Source organism: Pedobacter psychrotolerans (assembly GCF_004340665.1).
Lineage (GTDB): Bacteria > Bacteroidota > Bacteroidia > Sphingobacteriales > Sphingobacteriaceae > Pedobacter > Pedobacter psychrotolerans.
Window position 1 is genome coordinate 111,963 of the sequence record NZ_SLWO01000006.1, and the last position, 19,173, is coordinate 131,135.

The window sequence follows — 19,173 nt, forward strand, 5'->3', positions numbered from 1 at the left end:
TATGATGTGATTTCATTTGTAATAGTGCAACCGAAATCACATAAAACAAGATTTTACAGCTATACCCGAATTTTATATTTCGAAAAACCATCAAAATTGATGTAAGTTTGTTAATTCAAAACGCTTATATTATTCTATCAAAAGATTAATTTTAAAACTAATATTATGACTCCAGATTCTTTTAGAGATCTTACCCTATCATTTGAAAATGTTGCTGAAGCACCTAACGCAAATAAAAACTCTTTTAAAGTTGATGATAAAATTTTCATTACTATTGATAATTTAAATTTAAAGGCCGTTTTTAGATTAACACCTAAAGATCAAAATAAATTTTCTGATTTAGATCCTTCTGCAATTTATCCTGCACAAGCAGGTTGGGGAAAGCAAGGATGGACTATTTTTGAGATCAAATTTATTGAACCTGAAACCTTAAAGGATGCGATAACCAAATCGTATTGTACGGTAGCGCCAGAAGAGTTGGCTAAAAAATACCTGAAGAAAACGACTAAAAAATAAATGTAAGTCTTGCTTGCTTTGATTAGTTACCAGGCAAGCATTTTTACTTACACCATTTAAAATAGAATTACCACACATTATGACAAGATCAATCTGGATTAATTTACCTGTTAAAGATGTAAGTAAATCAAAAGCATTTTTTACACACATCGGATTTACGCCTAATACAAATTATGGTGCTGGTGATGATTCGGCATCCTTTCTTGTTGGAGATGATAAATTGGTGATCATGCTTTTCCAAAAATCTATTTTTGAAGGTTTTGCAGGTGTGGATCTTCCGGAGCAATTAACCGGCTCAGAAGTTTTATTTTCAATTGATGCGGAAAGTCCTGAAGAGGTTGACGAAATCTCCAAAAAAGTAATCGAAGCAGGAGGAATACTTTATGGCGAACCTGGCTATAAAGATGGTTGGATGTATGGCTGCGGTTTTATTGATTTGGATGGGCAACGCTGGAATATTCTTTATATGGATACAAGCAAAATGCCATTGGGTTAAATAATGGAGGAATTAAATTTCTCCTATTTTAATATTCATTTTTAAAAGCATTTAAATTTTAGCAAACTGATCTTTTAACATCTGAGCCACTACCTGATCTGTTTTAAAAGCGATATCTTCAACTACGAGATCGTTAATAGCAACCCACCGAAATGCCTGTAGTATTTCACCTTCTGAATCAAAATCAAAAATTTTAGTTTTAAAGGTCAATTGCAGTGGTGCTTTTTCTTTTACGAGATAATAGATACTAATCAGCTGACTGTCATTAAAAGAAGATTTCTCAAAAAAGTCTGTAGTGTAAAAGTGCTTTATAATATCAATTTCTGCGTTGCACTCTTCCATAAATTCACGCTTAAGGCCATCTAATAAACCTTCTCCTAATTCCAAGCCACCACCAGGAAATTTACTAAAACGCACACCATACTCCTCTTCATCACTCACTAAAACTTCGTTATTCTGGTTAATGATTAAACCGTATACCCTGACATTAAAGTAACTCATTTTCGAAATGTTTTTTGTTTTTAATAACGATTTCAGGTGTCCAGACAATCTCGCTCTTGAAATCTTGTGCACGAACTTTACACTCGCTCATATGGCAATAGTGGCAACACTCGGGTAAACATGGATCAGCGTGAATAAATAATTCAGCTTTTCGAAATCCATTTTTATTAATCAGTTCATCAATTTGCGATATCTCTCGGTGAACCTGGTTTAAATCAAAGTAGTAAGGCAGGGTAACATGGCAATCGATGTGAAATTCTGGCCCATATTGCTGGGTTCTAAGATTATGAACGTCAATCCACGGATTGTGCCTGTTTTTTTGTAAAACATCTACAACCTCCTCTACAAGAGTAAAATCACTTTCATCCATCAATCCACCAACAGATCCTCTAGTAAGCTGATAGCCGGTATAAATAATATAAAAGCCCACCAATACTGATAACAAACTATCGAGCCAAATTATATTTGTCAGTTGTATTAAAATCAAGCCTATAACAATTGCGGCACTGGTATAAGTATCAGTCAATAAATGTTTTCCATCAGCCTTTAGTGTTACAGAATGTTCCTTTTCGCCAATACTGATCAACTTTAAACCTACAATCATATTGATTAAGCCTGTTATCCCAATGATCAAAGTACCTTCTAATAGCTTACCAACTGCATGGGGGTAAATGAGATTGTAAGATGATTTAAAAATAATTATCACACCGGCAATAAGAATTAATATACCTTCAACAAAAGCGGAGAAGAATTCTACTTTACCATGGCCATAAGGGTGATTTTCATCTCGTGGTTGTGTACTTAAATAGATACTGTAGAAAGCAAAACTTCCGGCTATAACATTAACAATGCTCTCTGCAGCATCTGTTAAAATAGCATTAGACCCTGTAATAAAATAGGCTACGAATTTAGCAAACATCAATACCACGCTCACTAAAAGTGAAATGGCTATTGCTTTTTTCTTGATTGTCACGATTTTTTTTTCCAAAAATACGCTTATCGTTCAAATTAAATAATAAAAACTATGCATTTTTTAGTGCAGAATAATATTTGGTTTATATATTTGCCTTCAAAGTAATTAACCATGAGCACCTTATCTAAAAGAATCAACAGTCTATCAGAATCTGCAACCCTTAAAATGACTAAGCTTGGTCGCGAATTAGCGTCTAAGGGCATTAACATCATTAGTTTAAGCGTTGGTGAACCCGATTTTAATACGCCTGACCATGTTAAAAATGCTGCAAAACAAGCATTAGACGAAAACTACACCCGCTACTCCCCTGTTCCAGGTTATCCTGATTTACGCCAGGCCATTGTTAAAAAGCTAAAGACTGAAAACAATCTGGATTATGATATCTCTCAGATTGTAGTTTCTACTGGTGCTAAACAATCTCTTTCAAACGTAATTCTGACATTAATTGATCCAGAAGATGAAGTGATTATTCCTACACCTTACTGGGTTTCTTATTCAGAAATGGTAACGCTTGCTGAAGGGAAGTCAGTTTTTATTGATACTGATCTTGAAAGTAATTTTAAGATTACACCTGAGCAACTAGAAGCTGCCATTACACCAAAATCTAAACTTTTCATGTTCTCTTCGCCATGTAATCCAACAGGTTCGGTTTATAATAAGGAAGAATTAGCTGCGCTAGTTAAGGTTTTTGAGAAATATCCAAACATCTATATCCTATCTGATGAGATCTATGAACACATTAACTTTGTTGATAGCCATGAGTCGATTGCTCAGTTTGATAGCATTAAAGATCGGGTAATTGTGGTTAATGGATTTTCAAAGGCTTTTGCCATGACAGGCTGGAGATTAGGCTACATTGCCGCTAATAAAGAGATAGCTGCCGCAAATGATAAATTGCAAGGACAAACTACATCAGGAACTTGTTCCATTGCTCAACGTGCTGGTATTGTTGCTTATGAGGAGGGATTAGAAAGTGTATTAAAGATGAAAGAGGCATTTTTACGCAGAAGAGAGCTGGTTTATAACTTGTTAAATGAAATCCCAGGGGTTAAAACAAATCTTCCTGATGGTGCCTTTTACTTTTTCCCTGAAATCAGTTCTTTCTTTGGTAAAAAAGATGCTGATGGAAATGTGATTAAAGATTCATCAGACCTTGCACTATACTTATTAAATGTTGGTCATGTAGCAACAGTTGGTGGTGATTCTTTTGGTAACAATAACTATATCCGTTTATCTTACGCTGCCTCTGATGAAAGCTTGGTTGAAGCTTTAAAAAGAATTAAAGAAGCATTGGGTAAATTGGTTTAATCCATCTTTCATAAATAAACAAAAAACCCTTCGTTAAATTAACGAGGGGTTTTTTATTTATTTTATATCACCGTACCCGTTTTTAATGAGGGGATATATGAAAGGGCTATTTAAATGACTAAATTAGTATGTTAACACAGTAAAAAAGCAAATCTCTGCAGCCCTCATTACAAAACATAGCCGTTAACTTAATTTTTAAAAGTAGATTTTAATTAGTAAAAAGACACTATAGCCATTCAGATAAGCTGTAGAAGGAAACTAGATACCTATAATAAAAGTTTACTGGCCAAGCCTAAAATCAGCATAAAACCAAACACATCTGTAAAAGTTGTAATGATAATGGAAGAGGCAATTGCAGGATCTATCCCAACACGCTTCAAAATTAACGGAATGCCCGCTCCGGTTATGCCTGCAATCAGCAGATTACCTGTCATAGCAAGAAAGATTACTACGCCCAGCATTGGATTTCCATCAAAGAAAACAGCAAAGACGAAAACGATTAAACCATTTACTGCACCATTTATCAAGCCTACTGTAAATTCTTTTAATACTGTTCTATAGGCTTGTTTATCCGTAAGGTCATAGAGTGAAATACGCCTTACCGTAACAGCAAGTGCTTGTGTTGCAGCGTTCCCTCCCATTCCGGCAATAATTGTCATATAAGCAGCTAGCGATGGAATAAGCTGAATAGTAGGATCAAAATAACGTACCACTGATGAAGCGAGGAACGCAGTTCCTAAATTGATTACTAGCCAGGGCAAGCGAGATTTAACAGCCTCTACCCAATTACCACTTAATTCCTCATCTTCTGATACCCCTGAAATCTTTAAGATATCTTCAGTACTTTCTGCTTCCATTACGTCGATCACATCATCGAAGGTCACGCGACCTAATAATTTCTGATGTGAATCAATTACCGGAATACTGGTGAGGTTATATTGAGAAATCAAATTGGCTACCTCTTCCTGATCAGTATCAGGATGCACATATACGGCGTCAATTTTAACCAACTCAGTGATTTTAGCGTTATGTTTAGCTTTGATAATATCTTTTAAGGAAACAATGCCCCTGAAAATCTCTTCGTCGTCTACTACATAGATGGTGTAAAACTCTTCCATCTCTTCACTTTGACGGATAATTTCATCAATCGCATCTTTCTTGGTAAGGTTAATATTAACACAAATCAGCTCGGTGTTCATTAAACCACCAGCCGTCTTTTCATCGTATGTTAAGAGGTTTCTTATTTCAGAAGCATGCTCATCTTGCAGATCTTCCAGAATTTCATTTTGCTCATGATCCTCCAGTTGCGAGATAATATCAGTTGCATCATCGTAATCCAATTCTTCGATTACTTCGGTGCGCTTATCCGGATGTAACTGGAATAGTAAATTCTCTGGGTGAGATTCCTCATCCATCTCTGAGATAATCTCAGAAGCAATTTCTGCAGGGAGCAGATTAATAATATGCTGTTGTTCAGATTTATCTAAACGCTCGAATAGTATAGCAATTTCTGAAGCATGATAATCATCTAAAACCTCTTTTAAGATTTCATCACCAGCTAAAATTGCATTTTTAACCTTTAGTACGTCGCTTTTATCAATTTCGAATGACTGCATTTATTACCTAACCTAAAACTTTCTAAAGCTACTAATAAAAAAGTTTTTAAAACCTATTCTGATGTCCATCATTTAGTATAAAATGCGAATGGTTTTCAACTTTTGATTTTCATTTACAAGTAGTGTTTAAATGAGTAACCAGATTAAAATGTAAACTATTAAGACCTTGACTATAAGTAATGTTATTAGAAAAATAACAATATTATTTAAACCAGCCTTTGCGCCAGAAATAAATGATTTGTGCCAATGCAATAACGCCCATCACCACCCATGTCCATAAATAACCATGCGGACTATAAAGTTCTGGCATGTTATGAGGTAAGATTTTGCCAGTTATCGGATCTTCACGACTAAAATTCATTCCGTAAATACCGGCAATAAAAGTCAGCGGGATAAAAATAGACGAGATAATCGTTAGTACCTTCATAATTTCATTCATCCGGTTACTGGTGATGGACAAATTCATATCAATATTTGCCGAGGCAATCTCTTTCAATGATTCTATAAAATCAATAATCTGGATGCAGTGATCGTAAGCATCCTTCATATAGGTTTTTGTGAGATCTGAAATCAAGGCACTGTCCGTTCGGATAATATCGTTCAACTTATCACGCTCTGGCCAGGCCACTTTTCTAATGGTAATCAGCGATCGTTTAATGGCCTGCGTATCAAACATGATTCTTCTGTCTGGATGATCATAAAGGCGGTCTTCAATCGCGTCTAATTCCTCTCCCCAGAAATTCAACAAAGTAAAGTAATTATCTACAATTACATCCATAATGGCATACATCAGGTAGCTGCTGCCACCAATCCGGATATTGCCCTTACCAATTTCTAATCGCTTTCTTACTGGCTCAAAACAATCTGCATAGGTTTCCTGAAAAGTAATGAGGGTACGTTCAGACAAAATAAAGGAGATTTGATCATTACATAAAACATCGTCATCACCTAAGTATAAATGTCTGCTTACCGCAAATAAATATTTATCGTTGTCGTACTCATCCAGCTTTGGTCGCTGATAAGAATTGGTAATATCTTCTAAAACCAGTCGACTAATATCAAACTTATTAAAAAGTGTCTCGAAAATATTTGGATCTGCGAGGCCTTTTATATCGAACCAATAATTAAAATCTTTATTTTTAACCAATTGATCGATGTTATTGATGTTTGATAATTCCTCCTTTTTATAGGTTCTCTCGTTATAGGTGTGAAGCGTTATTTTTGGTTTTAATGCATTATCATCTATTTCGTACAAGCCAGGACTTGTGCCTGGAACAGGTACATTATAATGTTTATGCCGGTTACGCGGTTTACTCTTTCCCATTACAGATACAATTTGGCCTGCGGACCTTGATTAAATAGCAAGTCTACAATACTTAAATTAGGCAAAAATTCGTGCCTGTCTTCAAAAACCTGATAATAGGGCTTATTGTTTGCCATCTCTTCAGCTTTCTTTGGATTCATCATTCCCCGATAATCTAATTCAGCTGGAATATTGTCTTCATAACTAGCTGTTACTTCAAGTTCTAACGGGAGTTTCAGTTTCTTATTTAACCAGGCAAGTAATTCAAAGTTATAGTCAAATAAGAAATCAAATTTTTCATGATAGAAGTGGGCAAGTTCATCTTCATAAAATTCAAAGTATGCCGAACTTCTGTAGCAGGTTTCTAAACTAAGCCAATGTAAACGCTGCCATTTAAAATCATAGCTAATGCGTACATCCTTCATTTTGGTGTGGTTTTTAGCTCCTTTTACTATTGGAACAGTCAAGTCTAGCTTGCCATTAGGCGAATAAATACTTGCCCGGTTGCGGTAGGTTTGTTTCGCCAGGTGTTCATTTTTTTCAATCAGAAAATCTTGTCCTACCTTTTGTAATAAGCTAAAATACCCAACTGGTGGAAGATAAAATAATGGAAGTATAGCTGTATTCTGCATTTGAAGATTTATGTTTGTAGCTGAAACGTTTTAAAAATAATGATTAAAAGAGGATTTGCGCATTTAGGCGTATTTTTTTTATTTCTGATTTCACTGCTGCCTCTGCCCCTGCTCTTTTTTTTTGCAAGATTACTATATTATCTGCTTTATTACCTCATCGGCTATCGAAAAAAAGTGGTTCGTGAGAATTTAACGCAATCATTTCCTGAAAAATCACCTTCAGAAATTATAGAAATTGAAAAGAAATTTTTTCGGTTTTTATCTGATCTCATTTTTGAAATTATAAAAATGACCACCATTTCGAAGAAGGAGACGCTAAAAAGAGTGACCTTTAAAGGCTTGGAACAACTGGAAGTTCATTTTAAGGCAGGCGAAAGTGTTTTAGCTTGTACCGGGCATTATGGGAATTGGGAATTGGGAACGCTCGCACTTGGGTTAAATCTTTCAGCCAAAACGCTAGTCATTTACAAACCTTTGAGCAATAAAATATTTGAATCATGGTTTAGCAAAATCCGTACGCAGTATGGCAACATTTTTATTGCCATGCGTCAAACTTTAAGAGGGATGGCTGCCTATAAAAACGAGCCTACCCTATTGTGTTTTGCCAGTGATCAGGCACCTACACGTGAGGAAACCAAATATTTTCTGGATTTTTTGCATCAGCCTACGGCTGCCTTGTTGGGTGTAGAAAAAATTGCCAAATCTACCAACAGGCCTATTTATTATTTCAAAGTAACCGTTGTTAAAAAAGGTTATTACCATGTAGAAGTACTGCCAATGTGCTTAAACCCTTCTGCAATGAAGGAATATGAAATTACCAATTTGCACTTTAAATTTTTAGAAGATATTATTAAAGAACAGCCTCAATATTGGCTTTGGAGCCATAAACGCTGGAAATTTAAACCCGAATAATGCCAATGAATCCCTCAGTAGCCGTTGTAATATTAAACTGGAATGGAAAATCTTTTCTAGAACAATTTTTGCCTGGAGTTTTACTTTCCGAATATGATAACCTGCAGGTAATTGTTGGTGATAATGCCTCAACTGACGATTCCATTTCCTTTTTAGAAGCGCATTTCCCAACTGTTCAAATTCTAAAGAATGACATCAATTATGGTTTCGCAGGCGGTTACAACAAAATATTAGAGCGAGTATCGGCCGATTATTATATTCTTTTAAATTCTGATGTTGAAGTTACGTCCAATTGGATTAAGCCAGTAATCGCTTTGATGGAAAGTGATGAAAAAATTGCGGCAGCACAACCTAAAATTAAATGGCAACTGAATAAAGAACAGTTTGAGTATGCGGGTGCAGCAGGTGGCTACCTGGATATTTATGCCTATCCGTTTTGCCGTGGTCGTTTATTTAATATTTATGAATTCGACCAGGGACAGTATGATCAACTTTCTGAAGTATTCTGGGCCAGCGGCGCTGCCTTTTTTATTAAAAGCAAGTACTGGAAAGAAACTGGTGGATTGGATGCTGACCTTTTTGCACATATGGAAGAAATAGATTTATGCTGGCGATTAAAAAACCTGGGCTATAAAATTATGTACTGTCCTGATGCGGAGGTTTACCATGTTGGTGGAGGTACTTTACAAACAGAAAATCCTTTTAAAACTTACCTTAATTTCAGGAATAACTTAATTATCATGCAGAAAAACCTGCCGGCTGCTGATGCAGTTTTCAGGATTTCTATTCGAATGTGTATCGATTTTATCGCCTGGTGGCACTTTTTATTGAGTGGAAAACCAAAATTCACCTTAGCAGTAAGCAAAGGTCACTGGCATTTCTTAAAGTCTATAGCTAAAACAAATCTTAAAAGGATGGCCAATCAGACACCTTATGTACAACATGCAGGCGTTTACAATAACAGCGTAGTTTGGGCTTTTTTTATCAAAAAAATTAAATATTTTAAAGACTTAGTTAGCAGCTAAAGATTCATCAATAGACTTTTTAATCCAGTGAATCGTATTTGCTGCCAGGCCAACCGTGCTAAACTTTACCTTGCCGTTTTTATCAATAATAGCGTGTGTTGGATACAACGTCACCGAATATTTACTGGCAAGATAGCGCCCATTATGAACCACATTATAATCGTAAGGTGTGGTTTTTAGAAATTTTTGCAAATCATATTTTTCGTCTGTGGCAATTGCAAGAAATACGACGTTAGGATTATTTTTGTATTCCGCAACCAGCTCATTTAATTGTGGAATCTCCTGTCTGCACGGGGGGCAGTTAATAAACCAAAAATTCAAAACGATCACCTTACCTGTCGCTTCTCGTAAATCAATTTTATTGCCATTAATGTCTGTAGCTTTGAAACCTTTAAAGTCATCACCCTCCTTAAAAGAAACACTTGGTCGTGGCTTAGGCATTTTTTCGAAGTAGCTAAACTTTTGAGCTTCAGAAAGTTCAAAGATTAAATATTCTGTTTCACCACTTTCTGTTTTTGTACCCCTGGTTTTTAAACCATATTTACCGGTCGACATTAATTTTTGCCAAACCAAATATGGATAAACATTCCCATCTTCTGCCCTAACCACCGATGTTTCATTAAGTACATTTTGTGTTGTATTCGTGGTTTGAGCATTAACAGCAAATGCACTTACCATTAACACTAAGAGAAGCGCCTTTTTTAACATATCATTATTTTTTGATCAATAAGCTTTCCAAAGCCAAACGATAGCCGTTCATTCCAAATCCAGTTAACACACCCTGGCAATTTTTCCCAGTTAAAGAGACATGCCGATACTCTTCTCTAGCATAAATATTTGAGATATGTACTTCTACCACTGGTGTTTTAATGGCCGCAATGGCATCTGCAATAGCAACTGATGTATGAGTGTAGCCTCCAGCATTTAATATGATTCCGTCATAATCAAACCCAATTTCATGAAGCTTATTAATTAATTCTCCTTCTACATTACTCTGATAATAATCAATTTCTATGTTGATGTAATGCGCTTTTAATTCCTTAACATAATCCTCAATACTGGTGTTCCCGTAAATAGATGGTTCTCTAACACCCAATAGATTTAAATTCGGGCCATTTATAATTTGTACTTTCATGCTGATATTTATCGATTGTGGAGCTTCTAAACTAACATTACATTATTAATGTCTTCCATATTGTATTGCAATTATACGGAATGATTATAAAAATATTCGTTTTGATGATAAATGAATTAGCTGACTACAGCAATTCATCATATCTTTGATTCCAGATGAATACCATTTCAATTTTCAAATCCATTAATTTTATAAACTGTGTGGGATTCATACATTAGAGGTTTCAGATCCTATTTAAAACTAGAAAGATCACTTTCAGGAAACTCTGTTGCTGCATATCTCAGTGATATAGATAAACTGGTGCAATATTATAAATCCATCAATCATATACCAGGTCTAAATGAAATCACCACTGCAGATTTAAAATCTTTTTTATCATGGTTAAATGAATTGGGGATGCTGGCCAGTACCCAAGCCAGGGTAATTTCCGGGTTAAAGGCTTTCTTTACTTACCTGATTCTGGAAGAGCTGATTACTGATAATCCAGCGGATTTAATTGACGCACCAAAACTGAGTAGAAAACTTCCGGATACGCTGAACATTCATGAAATTAATGAACTGATTGATGCTATAGACGCATCCAAACCAGAAGGCATGCGCAATAAGGCCATTATAGAAGTATTGTATGGATGTGGCTTACGGGTAACGGAATTAACAGAATTAAAAATCTCTAATCTTTATCCCCAAATAGAATTTATTAAAGTAATAGGAAAAGGAAATAAGGAACGGTTAGTGCCTATTGGTGGTGTTGCCCTAAAGCTACTGGATATTTATATGACTCAAATCAGGGTACATATGAAGATTAAAAAAGGAAATGAAGATTATATTTTTTTAAACCGATTTGGTGCTAAACTTTCTAGAATATCGATTTTTAATCTGATAAAGGGGCTTGCTGTAACAATAGGTTTAAAAAAAACGATTAGTCCACATACCCTTAGACACTCTTTCGCCACGCATTTGATTGAAGGAGGCGCAGATTTAAGGGCAGTGCAGGAAATGCTTGGACATTCCAGCATCACCACCACTGAAATTTATACCCATATTGATCGCGATTATTTGCATGAAGTGATTACTCAGTTTCATCCGAGATCTTAGCCCTAATCATCCGATCCTTTCCCTGCATATCTTTTCTTAAAGTAATGTTTTTAAATCTTTTAGCAGTTAACATATCTATTGTTTCTTTAGACAGATATTCATTAATCTCAAGATATAATGAACCCTTAGGGTTTAAATTTTGAATAGCTAGATCAGCTATGGCTTCGTAAAAAATTAAGGGATTTTCATTACTCACAAACAAAGCCAGGTGAGGCTCATGCATTAACACATTTTCGTGCATTTCAAGCTGCTCTAATTCCCTGATATATGGTGGATTGCTCACTATGATGTCAAACTTAAGATCGGTCTGGTAATTCGAGATATCAGCCTCCATAAATTTAACTTCTACATTAGTTGCTTTCGCGTTTCTATTTGCAACTTCGAGGGCCTCAGCTGAAACATCAATAGAAAAGACTTCAAAATCGGGCAGGTATTTTTTTAAAGAAATCGGAATACAGCCTGAACCTGTTCCAATGTCAAGTAGCTTTGCATGATAAGTTTCTGAAACCTTATGATCTTGTATAATCCAGTCTACTAACTCTTCTGTTTCGGGCCGGGGTATTAATACATGCGGATTTACTTCAAATATGCCACCATAAAAATGTGCTACGCCCAAAATATGCTGAATCGGTTTGCCAATTTTTAAATCATTGAGAATGCTTAATAGTTTCTGAAGGTGAATAAAGGTGAGCAAAGTATCTTTAACCATTTTTACCTTTGCAGGTGATAGCCCTAAAACATGTTCAGCAGCTAAACTGAATAATGCTTCTGCCTCATCATCGCCATATATTGATTCCAGTTCAATTTTATATTGAGTTGCTAATGCTCCTATTTTCATTGTTGTAAAATTACTTAATTGCAACCATAACATTTCTACATTCATTTAATCGATCATTCATTTTTATTACTTTTGCCACAATGAGCGATGAGTTTTACCTAAAAAGATGTTTGGAGTTAGCAGCACTGGCTATCGGAAATGTTAACCCCAATCCCATGGTAGGTTGTGTAATTGTTGCCGATGGAAAAATTATAGGCGAAGGATATCACCAGCAATATGGTCAGGCTCATGCAGAACCTAATGCAGTACGCCAAGTGATAGAGAGATTTGGAGCTGAAGCCGAACATTTACTTAAAAAAGCTACTGCGTATGTGAATCTGGAACCTTGTGCTCATTTTGGAAAAACACCACCCTGTGCTGATCTTTTTGTCAAACATCAGCTTAAGAAAGTGGTTATTGGAAACCGCGATCCCTTTGATGGTGTAGATGGTAAGGGAATAGAAAATTTAAAAAATGCAGGCATCGAAGTCATCAGCGGGGTTTTAGATGCAGAATGTAGATATTTTAACAGAAGATTTTTTACTAGAATTGAGCAAAAAAGACCTTATATCATTTTAAAATGGGCCGAAACGGCCAATGGTTATTTTGCCACTAATGATGGCCACCAGAAGTGGATTAGCGGTGCACTGGCTAAGCGACTGGCGCATCAATGGCGTACAGAAGAAGACGCAATCTTAATTGGGAAACAGACAGCTTTAATGGATAATCCCCAACTCACATCTCGAGCGTTTCCTGGAAAAAACCCCATCCGTTTAGTCATTGATAAGAATCTGCAAATTCCGCTATCAAACAATATTTATAACGCTGCAGCGAAAACCATAATTTTTAATGAGATTAAAACTGATGTAATAGACAATATTCACTACATCCAAATGGAGGATATGCACTTTTATCTCGCTCAAAAAATAACTTTCCAACTCTACCTGATGGATATTCAATCTGTTATTATTGAAGGGGGTGCACAAATCCTTCGTCAATTTCTGGAAGCCAGTCTTTGGGATGAAGCGCGAATTTTTACTTCATCCGATAGTTGGAACGAAGGCGTTTCTTCACCCTCTATTAAAGGTAACTTGATTGAGCAAATAGAGATTGAAAAGGATAAACTTTCTATTTATATAAATAATTTAAACAAATGATATACATTGTTTTAAGTGTTATCTGTAGCGTAACTGTAGCTGTTTTGTTAAAGTTGGCTAAGCGGTATCAGATTAATATTATTCAAGCGGTGACTGTTAATTATTTTACAGCTTTATCACTTTGTTTTCTATTCTTTAAACCTGATGTGCGTCTGCTTACAACAGCGGCACCATGGCCTATATATATTGCACTAGCCGTATTGCTTCCATCGATCTTTCTTGTGCTTGCAGCATCGGTAAAAAAACTAGGCATCGTTAAAACTGATATTGCCCAACGCTTATCCTTATTCATCCCAATTTTAGCCGCATATTTTATATTTAGAGAAGGATTTAATGAATATAAACTCATTGGGTTAGCAATAGGATTCCTGGCTATCATATTAACCTTTGTCCGAAAATCGGAGAAGGAAACTTCATCCAAACACTGGATTTATCCCATTGCAGTCTTTATTGGTTTTGGCATTATTGATATACTATTTAAGCAAATAGCTTTATATAAAGATCTACCTTACACCACTTCTCTTTTTACCGTTTTTGCATTGGCTTTTGTCGTATCAATGGCTATTGTAATTTTTATGGTTATCGCCAGGAAAACCAAATTACAACTGGTTAATCTGGCTTGCGGACTTATTTTAGGCTTCTTTAATTTCGGAAATATTCTATTTTACATGAAAGCACACAAGGCTTTGGCCGAAAATCCATCTACAGTATTTGCAGCGATGAACATGGGTGTAATTGTGCTAGGTAGCTTAATTGGAATTATCATTTTCAAAGAGAAGTTGAGCAAACTGAATTACGTTGGTATTTTTTTGGCCTTAGTGGCCGTTATATTTATTACTTTATCACAAAATGCTATTCGATAATTCTTATAAAACGATAGAAGGTACTTCAGAGGGTATTTTCCGTGATAAAGGAAGTAAGTTTTTAGCTTATGCTTATCCAATCCGATCGGAAGATGAAGTTAAACCCATTATTGTAAAACTTAAGGCAGAACATATTAAGGCTAATCATTTCTGTTATGCATATCGTTTAACAACTGATCGTTCGGTGTTTAGGATAAATGATGATGGCGAACCATCAGGAACTGCCGGCCGGCCGATTTTAAACTGCTTATTATCAGAAGACCTCACTAATATTTTAATCGTGGTGGTGCGATACTTTGGTGGCACTTTACTAGGTGTACCAGGTTTAATTAATGCTTACAAAAACGCTAGTTTAGAGGCAATTAAAGAAAGTAAAGTTATTGCTAAAACAGTAAATGATGTTTATGAGGTGTATTTTGATTACCTGCAAATGAATGATGTTATGAAGCTGGTAAAGGATGAAAATCTGCAGGTTTTGGCACAACAGTTTGATACACACTGTAGCTTAAAATTTGAGGTGAGAAAGTCTCACCTGAATCAGGTTTTGAGTAGATTTGATAAAATTGAGCAGGTAAAACTTAAATATTTGCAAACCATTTAAGCAGTGGCATAAAACTTATTACATATGAAAATTGCAGAAAGCGACTTAATTATTAATCCTGACGGAAGCATTTATCACCTCAATTTATTGCCAGGCGATATCGCCGAGAATATCATTACCGTTGGCGATCCCGATCGTGTAAGTGATGTGAGTAAATACTTTGATCGCATTGAATATAAAAAGGGAAAACGTGAATTCATTACCCATACTGGCTATGTTGGAAAAAAGCGTATTACAGTTATTTCCACTGGTATTGGTACAGATAATATTGACATTGTTTTCAATGAATTGGATGCTTTGGTTAATATTGATTTTAACACGAGGGAAGTAAAAAAATCATTGACATCACTTAACATTATCCGGGTTGGAACATCGGGTGCTGTTCAGCCAGACATCCCTATGGGAACAATTTTAGCTTCATCACATGGTTTGGGAATGGATGCGTTAATGAATTTTTATCTTAGCCAGCCATCAGCAGAAGAAAGCTATTTATTGTCTGCTATTCAAATGCACTTTGGCCATTTAAAACATATTCATCCATATTTAACTGCTGCCGATGAATCATTATTGAATACCGTAGGAAAAGATTTACCAAAGGGAATTACGGTAACTGCTCCAGGCTTCTACGCCCCTCAGGGAAGAATGGTCAGGGCAAAAAATGCGGTTCCTGATTTTATTAAACTGATTAATAGTTTTAACAGCAACCAGCATCGCATTACCAACCTCGAAATGGAGACTGCGGGGATATATGCACTTGCTCGTGTCCTCGGACATAAAGCGCTATCCATTAATGCCATCTTGGCAAGTCGTGTTAAATTTGAATTTAGCCAAGATCCGCAAAAGATTGTAGATCAGGCCATCAGATTGGTTTTAGAAAGAATTTAAGATTTAACCCACCTAGATCAAAAAACACAGGTGGGTTAAATTTATTAATCAGATCGAGGAAATATTTTCCTTTAAAAGTTCGTTTCCTTCACTATTTAGATATGTACAAGTCATGTCTTCCAGATCGGTAATCCACTTTTCAACCCCGGCATCTGCAGCTTGTTTACAAAAGGTAATGTAATCTGTTTCACCTTTTTGATGAATTTCCAAGGCATGTGTCAATTTCTCTTCGGAAGATTCTTCATTAACCACCAATTCCGGATACTCTTCCGGACTTATCTGTAATACCTGATTATCGCTATCGAAGTAAACAGACAAACCATTGGAAACATACACATCATTTCTAATCACGCCCATTGTTTTTATTTCCTTTATAAACTGAGGAAAATCTGAACCTTTTGTGATTTTTGATTCCGCTGCCTGAATATCTTCTTTAGTAACCATATTTATTGATTTAATGAAACTTTATAAATTGTAGTTTGCGTATACAAATCTTCGGGTTGAAGGATGGTATTTGGAAATTCAGAAATATTAACTGCATTTGGATGGTGCTGTGTTTCTACACAAAAGGCATCAAAACCCACATAGTCCCTTCCACCCTTTCCATTTTTCACCTCTAAATACTTAGCAGTGTATAAATGTGCAATTGGTTCTGTAGTGTATACGCTTAAAGTTAAACCACTGTTTGCTTCGATTGTTCTACTGGCTAAAGAAAGATCTCCATATGTTTTATCTAACACAAAGGATTGATCATAACCAGTGCTTTCATCCCAATCTTTGCCAATTTCTTTCATCACCGTAAAATCAAGCGGTGTATCTGCAACAGGGATTAATTTTCCGGTTACCGAATAACCTTCATCCTGCTCAAGATAATGTGATGCGAAGATTTGTTGTTGATGTTTGCATACATTTCCACCATTTAGTGCTAAGTTAAAATAGCCATGATGCGTTAAGTTAATTGGAGTTGCTGCATCGGTTTCAGCTTCATAACTCAAGATCAGTTCATTATTTTCAGTCAATTCAAAAGTTAAATCAACAATTAAATTACCAGGGAAATGCTCCTCATCATCAACACTTTCATATTGTAAAGTTACTGCGTTTAAATTTTCATCAAGATCAACGATATCCCAAACTTTTCTATCAAAACCCACTAAACCACCATGTAAAGTGCTATCATCTGTGTTCAAATCCAGCTGATAATGTTCTTCTCCAATTGAAAACTTACCACCTTTAATTCGATTGGCATATCGACCAATTACAGCACCTAAATAAGGATATTCAGTCAAATATGCTGGATCGGTGTATTGCTCAAACGTATCAAATCCAAGTACAATATCCTGTTTTTCGCCATGGATATTTTCGACAATAAATTGGTTAATGATTGCACCATAGTTGAATATCTTCACGTAAGTGCCTTTGCTATTGGTTAGTTCGATGGCGAAGACCTCTTCATCATCAATAAATTTACCTGTTGATATTTGCTGAACGCTCATAAATTGTAACTTAGGGCTTTTGTTTATAAACAAACATACCATTATTAGTTGCTTTTAATAAAATATTTTTAGCCAAATGAAGATTGAACTCACACAAAAATTTATAGAACTATACCATAAAAATCCTGATTCAGTTTATTTTACGCCGGGACGTGTTAATCTGATAGGCGAACATATTGATTACAATGGTGGCTTGGTGATGCCTTGCGCCATTACATTAGGTACATGGCTGGCTATTTCACCTAACAACAATGGTGAATACAACATGAGCAGTTTAAATTTTGAAAATAACTTAACTGTTGAAGCTTCCAAAACACATGATAAAAATGGAAGCCACTGGGCAAACTATCCAATAGGTATAATTAATGAATTTCTTAAAGATGGTAAAGATATTCCTGGACTGGACTTTCTTTTCTTTGGAAACATTCCGATTGGTTCTGGCCTATCATCTTCTGCTTCTATTGAAATTGCAACTGCATTCGCTTTGAATGACTATTTCAATCTGGGTTATGATAGAGTCGATCTGGTGAAGATGGCTAAACGCGTAGAAAATGATTTTATCGGATTGAACTCCGGGATTATGGATCAGTTTGCGGTTGCCTTTGGAGAAAAAGATAAAGCTATTGTACTCGACTGTGAAACGCTAAAATATAAAATGGTTGATGTAGATTTAGGAAACTATGTTTTGGCCATTATTAACACCAACAAACCACGGGAACTGGCGGACTCTAAATACAATGAGCGTGTTGCCGAATGCCAGACAGCGTTGACCCTGTTAAATAAAGAAATTACGCTTCACTATCTTTGTGAGCTTACTGCTGAAAAATTAGCTTTACACAGTCATTTGATTGAAGACGAAATAATATTAAATCGTGCCACCCATGTTATTAAAGAAAACGACCGGGTTCATCAGGCAGCTAAAGCGCTTAATAGTGTCGATTTAGAAGAATTTGGTCGTTTAATGTATGCTTCCCATCAATCTCTAAGAGTACTTTATGAAGTAAGTGGTAAAGAACTGGACACCGTTGTAGATTATTGTTTAACAGATGAACATGTAATAGGCGCAAGAATGACGGGAGCTGGATTTGGTGGGTGTGCAATTGCATTACTTGAAAAAGGGTTCGAAGAAGATTTTGCTAAAAAACTGACAGATTATTATGTAAATCAGATCGGTTATCCTGCTGCAATCTATATTAGCGAAATTGGTAACGGACCAATAAAACTTTAAATAATAACTTATTATTAATAATGACCATGAGGTGTATATCCATACATGTCGAAGTATAACATGAGAAAATTAAAATTAGACGAGTTAAACCGTCCGGATATTGAAGCGTTTAAAGCACAGGATAAATTGCCTGTAGTAGTGGTTTTAGATAATGTTCGCAGTATGCATAATGTCGGCTCAATATTTCGTACTGCAGATGGTTTTGCTTTAGAGAAAGTAATATTATGTGGTATTACGGCTCAACCACCACATCGCGAAATTGAAAAAACAGCCTTAGGTGCGACTCAATCAGTAGATTGGGTTCATTATCCAGACACTGTTTCGGCGGTGGAAGATTTAAAAATAAATGGTTACGAAATTGTGGCGATTGAACAAGCAGAAAACAGTACCATGCTTAATACCTTTATCCCAGATCAGCATAAAAAGTACGCCTTAATTTTTGGCAATGAAGTAGATGGCGTGAGTGATGAGGTGATGAGTAAAATCGACGAATGTATCGAAATTCCGCAGTTTGGTACTAAACACTCCTTCAACATTGTCATTTCCGCAGGAATAGTTTTCTGGGATTTTTTTGCAAAATTGAGGCTTTAGTTTAGGCGTATTTATGGAAATATATT

22 protein-coding genes are annotated in these 19,173 nt (G+C 35.7%); 12 read left to right on the forward strand and 10 right to left on the reverse strand.

Annotation, left to right across the window (positions count from 1 at the left end):
* Positions 1 to 165 precede the first annotated feature (165 nt).
* Both EV200_RS15780 and EV200_RS15785 read left to right on the forward strand, forming a co-directional pair.
* Complete coding sequence (locus EV200_RS15780; protein ID WP_051666445.1) at positions 166 to 516, forward strand: MmcQ/YjbR family DNA-binding protein; 351 nt, start codon at positions 166 to 168, stop codon at positions 514 to 516.
* Between the two features lie 79 nt (positions 517 to 595).
* On the forward strand, positions 596 to 1,012 hold the full coding sequence (locus tag EV200_RS15785; protein WP_132534345.1) for a VOC family protein: 417 nt from the start codon (positions 596 to 598) through the stop codon (positions 1,010 to 1,012).
* A 51-nt stretch (positions 1,013 to 1,063) separates the two neighbouring features.
* Here EV200_RS15785 and EV200_RS15790 read toward each other — a convergent pair whose 3' ends face one another.
* Together EV200_RS15790 and EV200_RS15795 are read right to left on the reverse strand one after the other, a co-directional pair.
* Entirely contained in the window at positions 1,064 to 1,513 is a 450-nt protein-coding gene (locus tag EV200_RS15790; RefSeq protein WP_132534347.1) for an NUDIX domain-containing protein, read from the reverse strand.
* A complete protein-coding gene (locus tag EV200_RS15795; protein WP_132534349.1) occupies positions 1,500 to 2,486 on the reverse strand; it encodes a cation diffusion facilitator family transporter in 987 nt (328 codons plus the stop codon). Before EV200_RS15795 ends, EV200_RS15790 begins: the two co-directional genes overlap by 14 nt.
* Before the next feature lie 111 nt (positions 2,487 to 2,597).
* Between EV200_RS15795 and EV200_RS15800 the strand changes: the two genes are divergently transcribed.
* Positions 2,598 to 3,794 (forward strand): pyridoxal phosphate-dependent aminotransferase, encoded by a 1,197-nt coding sequence (locus tag EV200_RS15800; protein WP_188754124.1) that lies wholly within the window; start codon positions 2,598 to 2,600, stop codon positions 3,792 to 3,794.
* A 266-nt stretch (positions 3,795 to 4,060) separates the two neighbouring features.
* Here EV200_RS15800 and mgtE read toward each other — a convergent pair whose 3' ends face one another.
* From mgtE to EV200_RS15815, 3 genes are all read right to left on the reverse strand, one after another.
* Positions 4,061 to 5,410, reverse strand: coding sequence for a magnesium transporter (mgtE, locus tag EV200_RS15805; RefSeq protein WP_132534351.1), 1,350 nt, complete (start codon positions 5,408 to 5,410; stop codon positions 4,061 to 4,063).
* A 202-nt stretch (positions 5,411 to 5,612) separates the two neighbouring features.
* A complete protein-coding gene (corA, locus tag EV200_RS15810) occupies positions 5,613 to 6,734 on the reverse strand; it encodes a magnesium/cobalt transporter CorA (protein ID WP_165877946.1) in 1,122 nt (373 codons plus the stop codon).
* Positions 6,734 to 7,345, reverse strand: a complete 612-nt coding sequence (locus EV200_RS15815; RefSeq protein WP_132534353.1) for a WbqC family protein — start codon at positions 7,343 to 7,345, stop codon at positions 6,734 to 6,736. The genes corA and EV200_RS15815 overlap by 1 nt, the downstream gene beginning before the upstream one ends.
* A 39-nt stretch (positions 7,346 to 7,384) precedes the next feature.
* On the opposite strand from EV200_RS15815, the gene EV200_RS15820 reads away from it, so the two are divergent.
* Together EV200_RS15820 and EV200_RS15825 are read left to right on the forward strand one after the other, a co-directional pair.
* Positions 7,385 to 8,257, forward strand: a complete 873-nt coding sequence (locus tag EV200_RS15820; protein ID WP_132534355.1) for a lysophospholipid acyltransferase family protein — start codon at positions 7,385 to 7,387, stop codon at positions 8,255 to 8,257.
* A gap of 5 nt (positions 8,258 to 8,262) precedes the next feature.
* A complete protein-coding gene (locus EV200_RS15825) occupies positions 8,263 to 9,282 on the forward strand; it encodes a glycosyltransferase family 2 protein (protein ID WP_132534357.1) in 1,020 nt (339 codons plus the stop codon).
* Here the strand turns inward: EV200_RS15825 and EV200_RS15830 are convergent.
* Both EV200_RS15830 and aroQ read right to left on the reverse strand, forming a co-directional pair.
* Positions 9,268 to 9,990 (reverse strand): TlpA family protein disulfide reductase, encoded by a 723-nt coding sequence (locus EV200_RS15830; RefSeq protein ID WP_132534359.1) that lies wholly within the window; start codon positions 9,988 to 9,990, stop codon positions 9,268 to 9,270. The two genes, EV200_RS15825 and EV200_RS15830, sit on opposite strands and share 15 nt — an antisense overlap.
* A gap of 4 nt (positions 9,991 to 9,994) precedes the next feature.
* On the reverse strand, positions 9,995 to 10,417 hold the full coding sequence (aroQ, locus tag EV200_RS15835; RefSeq protein ID WP_132534361.1) for a type II 3-dehydroquinate dehydratase: 423 nt from the start codon (positions 10,415 to 10,417) through the stop codon (positions 9,995 to 9,997).
* A 198-nt stretch (positions 10,418 to 10,615) separates the two neighbouring features.
* Between aroQ and xerD the strand changes: the two genes are divergently transcribed.
* Positions 10,616 to 11,512 (forward strand): site-specific tyrosine recombinase XerD, encoded by an 897-nt coding sequence (gene xerD, locus EV200_RS15840; protein WP_132534363.1) that lies wholly within the window; start codon positions 10,616 to 10,618, stop codon positions 11,510 to 11,512.
* Here xerD and prmC read toward each other — a convergent pair.
* The gene (gene prmC, locus EV200_RS15845; protein WP_132534365.1) at positions 11,487 to 12,350 is read right to left on the reverse strand and encodes a peptide chain release factor N(5)-glutamine methyltransferase; all 864 of its coding nucleotides are present in this window, start codon (positions 12,348 to 12,350) and stop codon (positions 11,487 to 11,489) included. The genes xerD and prmC overlap by 26 nt on opposite strands.
* An 80-nt stretch (positions 12,351 to 12,430) precedes the next feature.
* On the opposite strand from prmC, the gene ribD reads away from it, so the two are divergent.
* The 4 genes from ribD to EV200_RS15865 are packed head-to-tail and all read left to right on the forward strand — an operon-like array spanning position 12,431 to position 15,835.
* Positions 12,431 to 13,486 carry a bifunctional diaminohydroxyphosphoribosylaminopyrimidine deaminase/5-amino-6-(5-phosphoribosylamino)uracil reductase RibD gene (gene ribD, locus EV200_RS15850; protein WP_132534367.1) on the forward strand — a complete coding sequence of 352 codons (1,056 nt, stop codon included), beginning with the start codon at positions 12,431 to 12,433 and terminating at the stop codon, positions 13,484 to 13,486.
* On the forward strand, positions 13,483 to 14,349 hold the full coding sequence (locus EV200_RS15855; RefSeq protein ID WP_132534369.1) for a DMT family transporter: 867 nt from the start codon (positions 13,483 to 13,485) through the stop codon (positions 14,347 to 14,349). Before ribD ends, EV200_RS15855 begins: the two co-directional genes overlap by 4 nt.
* Positions 14,336 to 14,950 (forward strand): IMPACT family protein, encoded by a 615-nt coding sequence (locus tag EV200_RS15860; protein WP_132534371.1) that lies wholly within the window; start codon positions 14,336 to 14,338, stop codon positions 14,948 to 14,950. Before EV200_RS15855 ends, EV200_RS15860 begins: the two co-directional genes overlap by 14 nt.
* 24 nt (positions 14,951 to 14,974) lie before the next feature.
* Entirely contained in the window at positions 14,975 to 15,835 is an 861-nt protein-coding gene (locus EV200_RS15865) for a nucleoside phosphorylase (protein WP_132534373.1), read from the forward strand.
* A 48-nt stretch (positions 15,836 to 15,883) separates the two neighbouring features.
* On the opposite strand, the gene EV200_RS15870 is transcribed toward EV200_RS15865, so the two are convergent.
* Both EV200_RS15870 and EV200_RS15875 read right to left on the reverse strand, forming a co-directional pair.
* On the reverse strand, positions 15,884 to 16,279 hold the full coding sequence (locus EV200_RS15870; protein ID WP_132534375.1) for a DUF1398 domain-containing protein: 396 nt from the start codon (positions 16,277 to 16,279) through the stop codon (positions 15,884 to 15,886).
* A 2-nt stretch (positions 16,280 to 16,281) separates the two neighbouring features.
* On the reverse strand, positions 16,282 to 17,328 hold the full coding sequence (locus EV200_RS15875; protein ID WP_132534377.1) for an aldose epimerase family protein: 1,047 nt from the start codon (positions 17,326 to 17,328) through the stop codon (positions 16,282 to 16,284).
* A 76-nt stretch (positions 17,329 to 17,404) separates the two neighbouring features.
* On the opposite strand from EV200_RS15875, the gene EV200_RS15880 reads away from it, so the two are divergent.
* The gene (locus EV200_RS15880; RefSeq protein WP_132534379.1) at positions 17,405 to 18,556 is read left to right on the forward strand and encodes a galactokinase; all 1,152 of its coding nucleotides are present in this window, start codon (positions 17,405 to 17,407) and stop codon (positions 18,554 to 18,556) included.
* A gap of 60 nt (positions 18,557 to 18,616) precedes the next feature.
* Entirely contained in the window at positions 18,617 to 19,147 is a 531-nt protein-coding gene (locus tag EV200_RS15885; protein ID WP_132534381.1) for an RNA methyltransferase, read from the forward strand.
* The last annotated feature ends 26 nt before the right edge of the window (positions 19,148 to 19,173 follow it).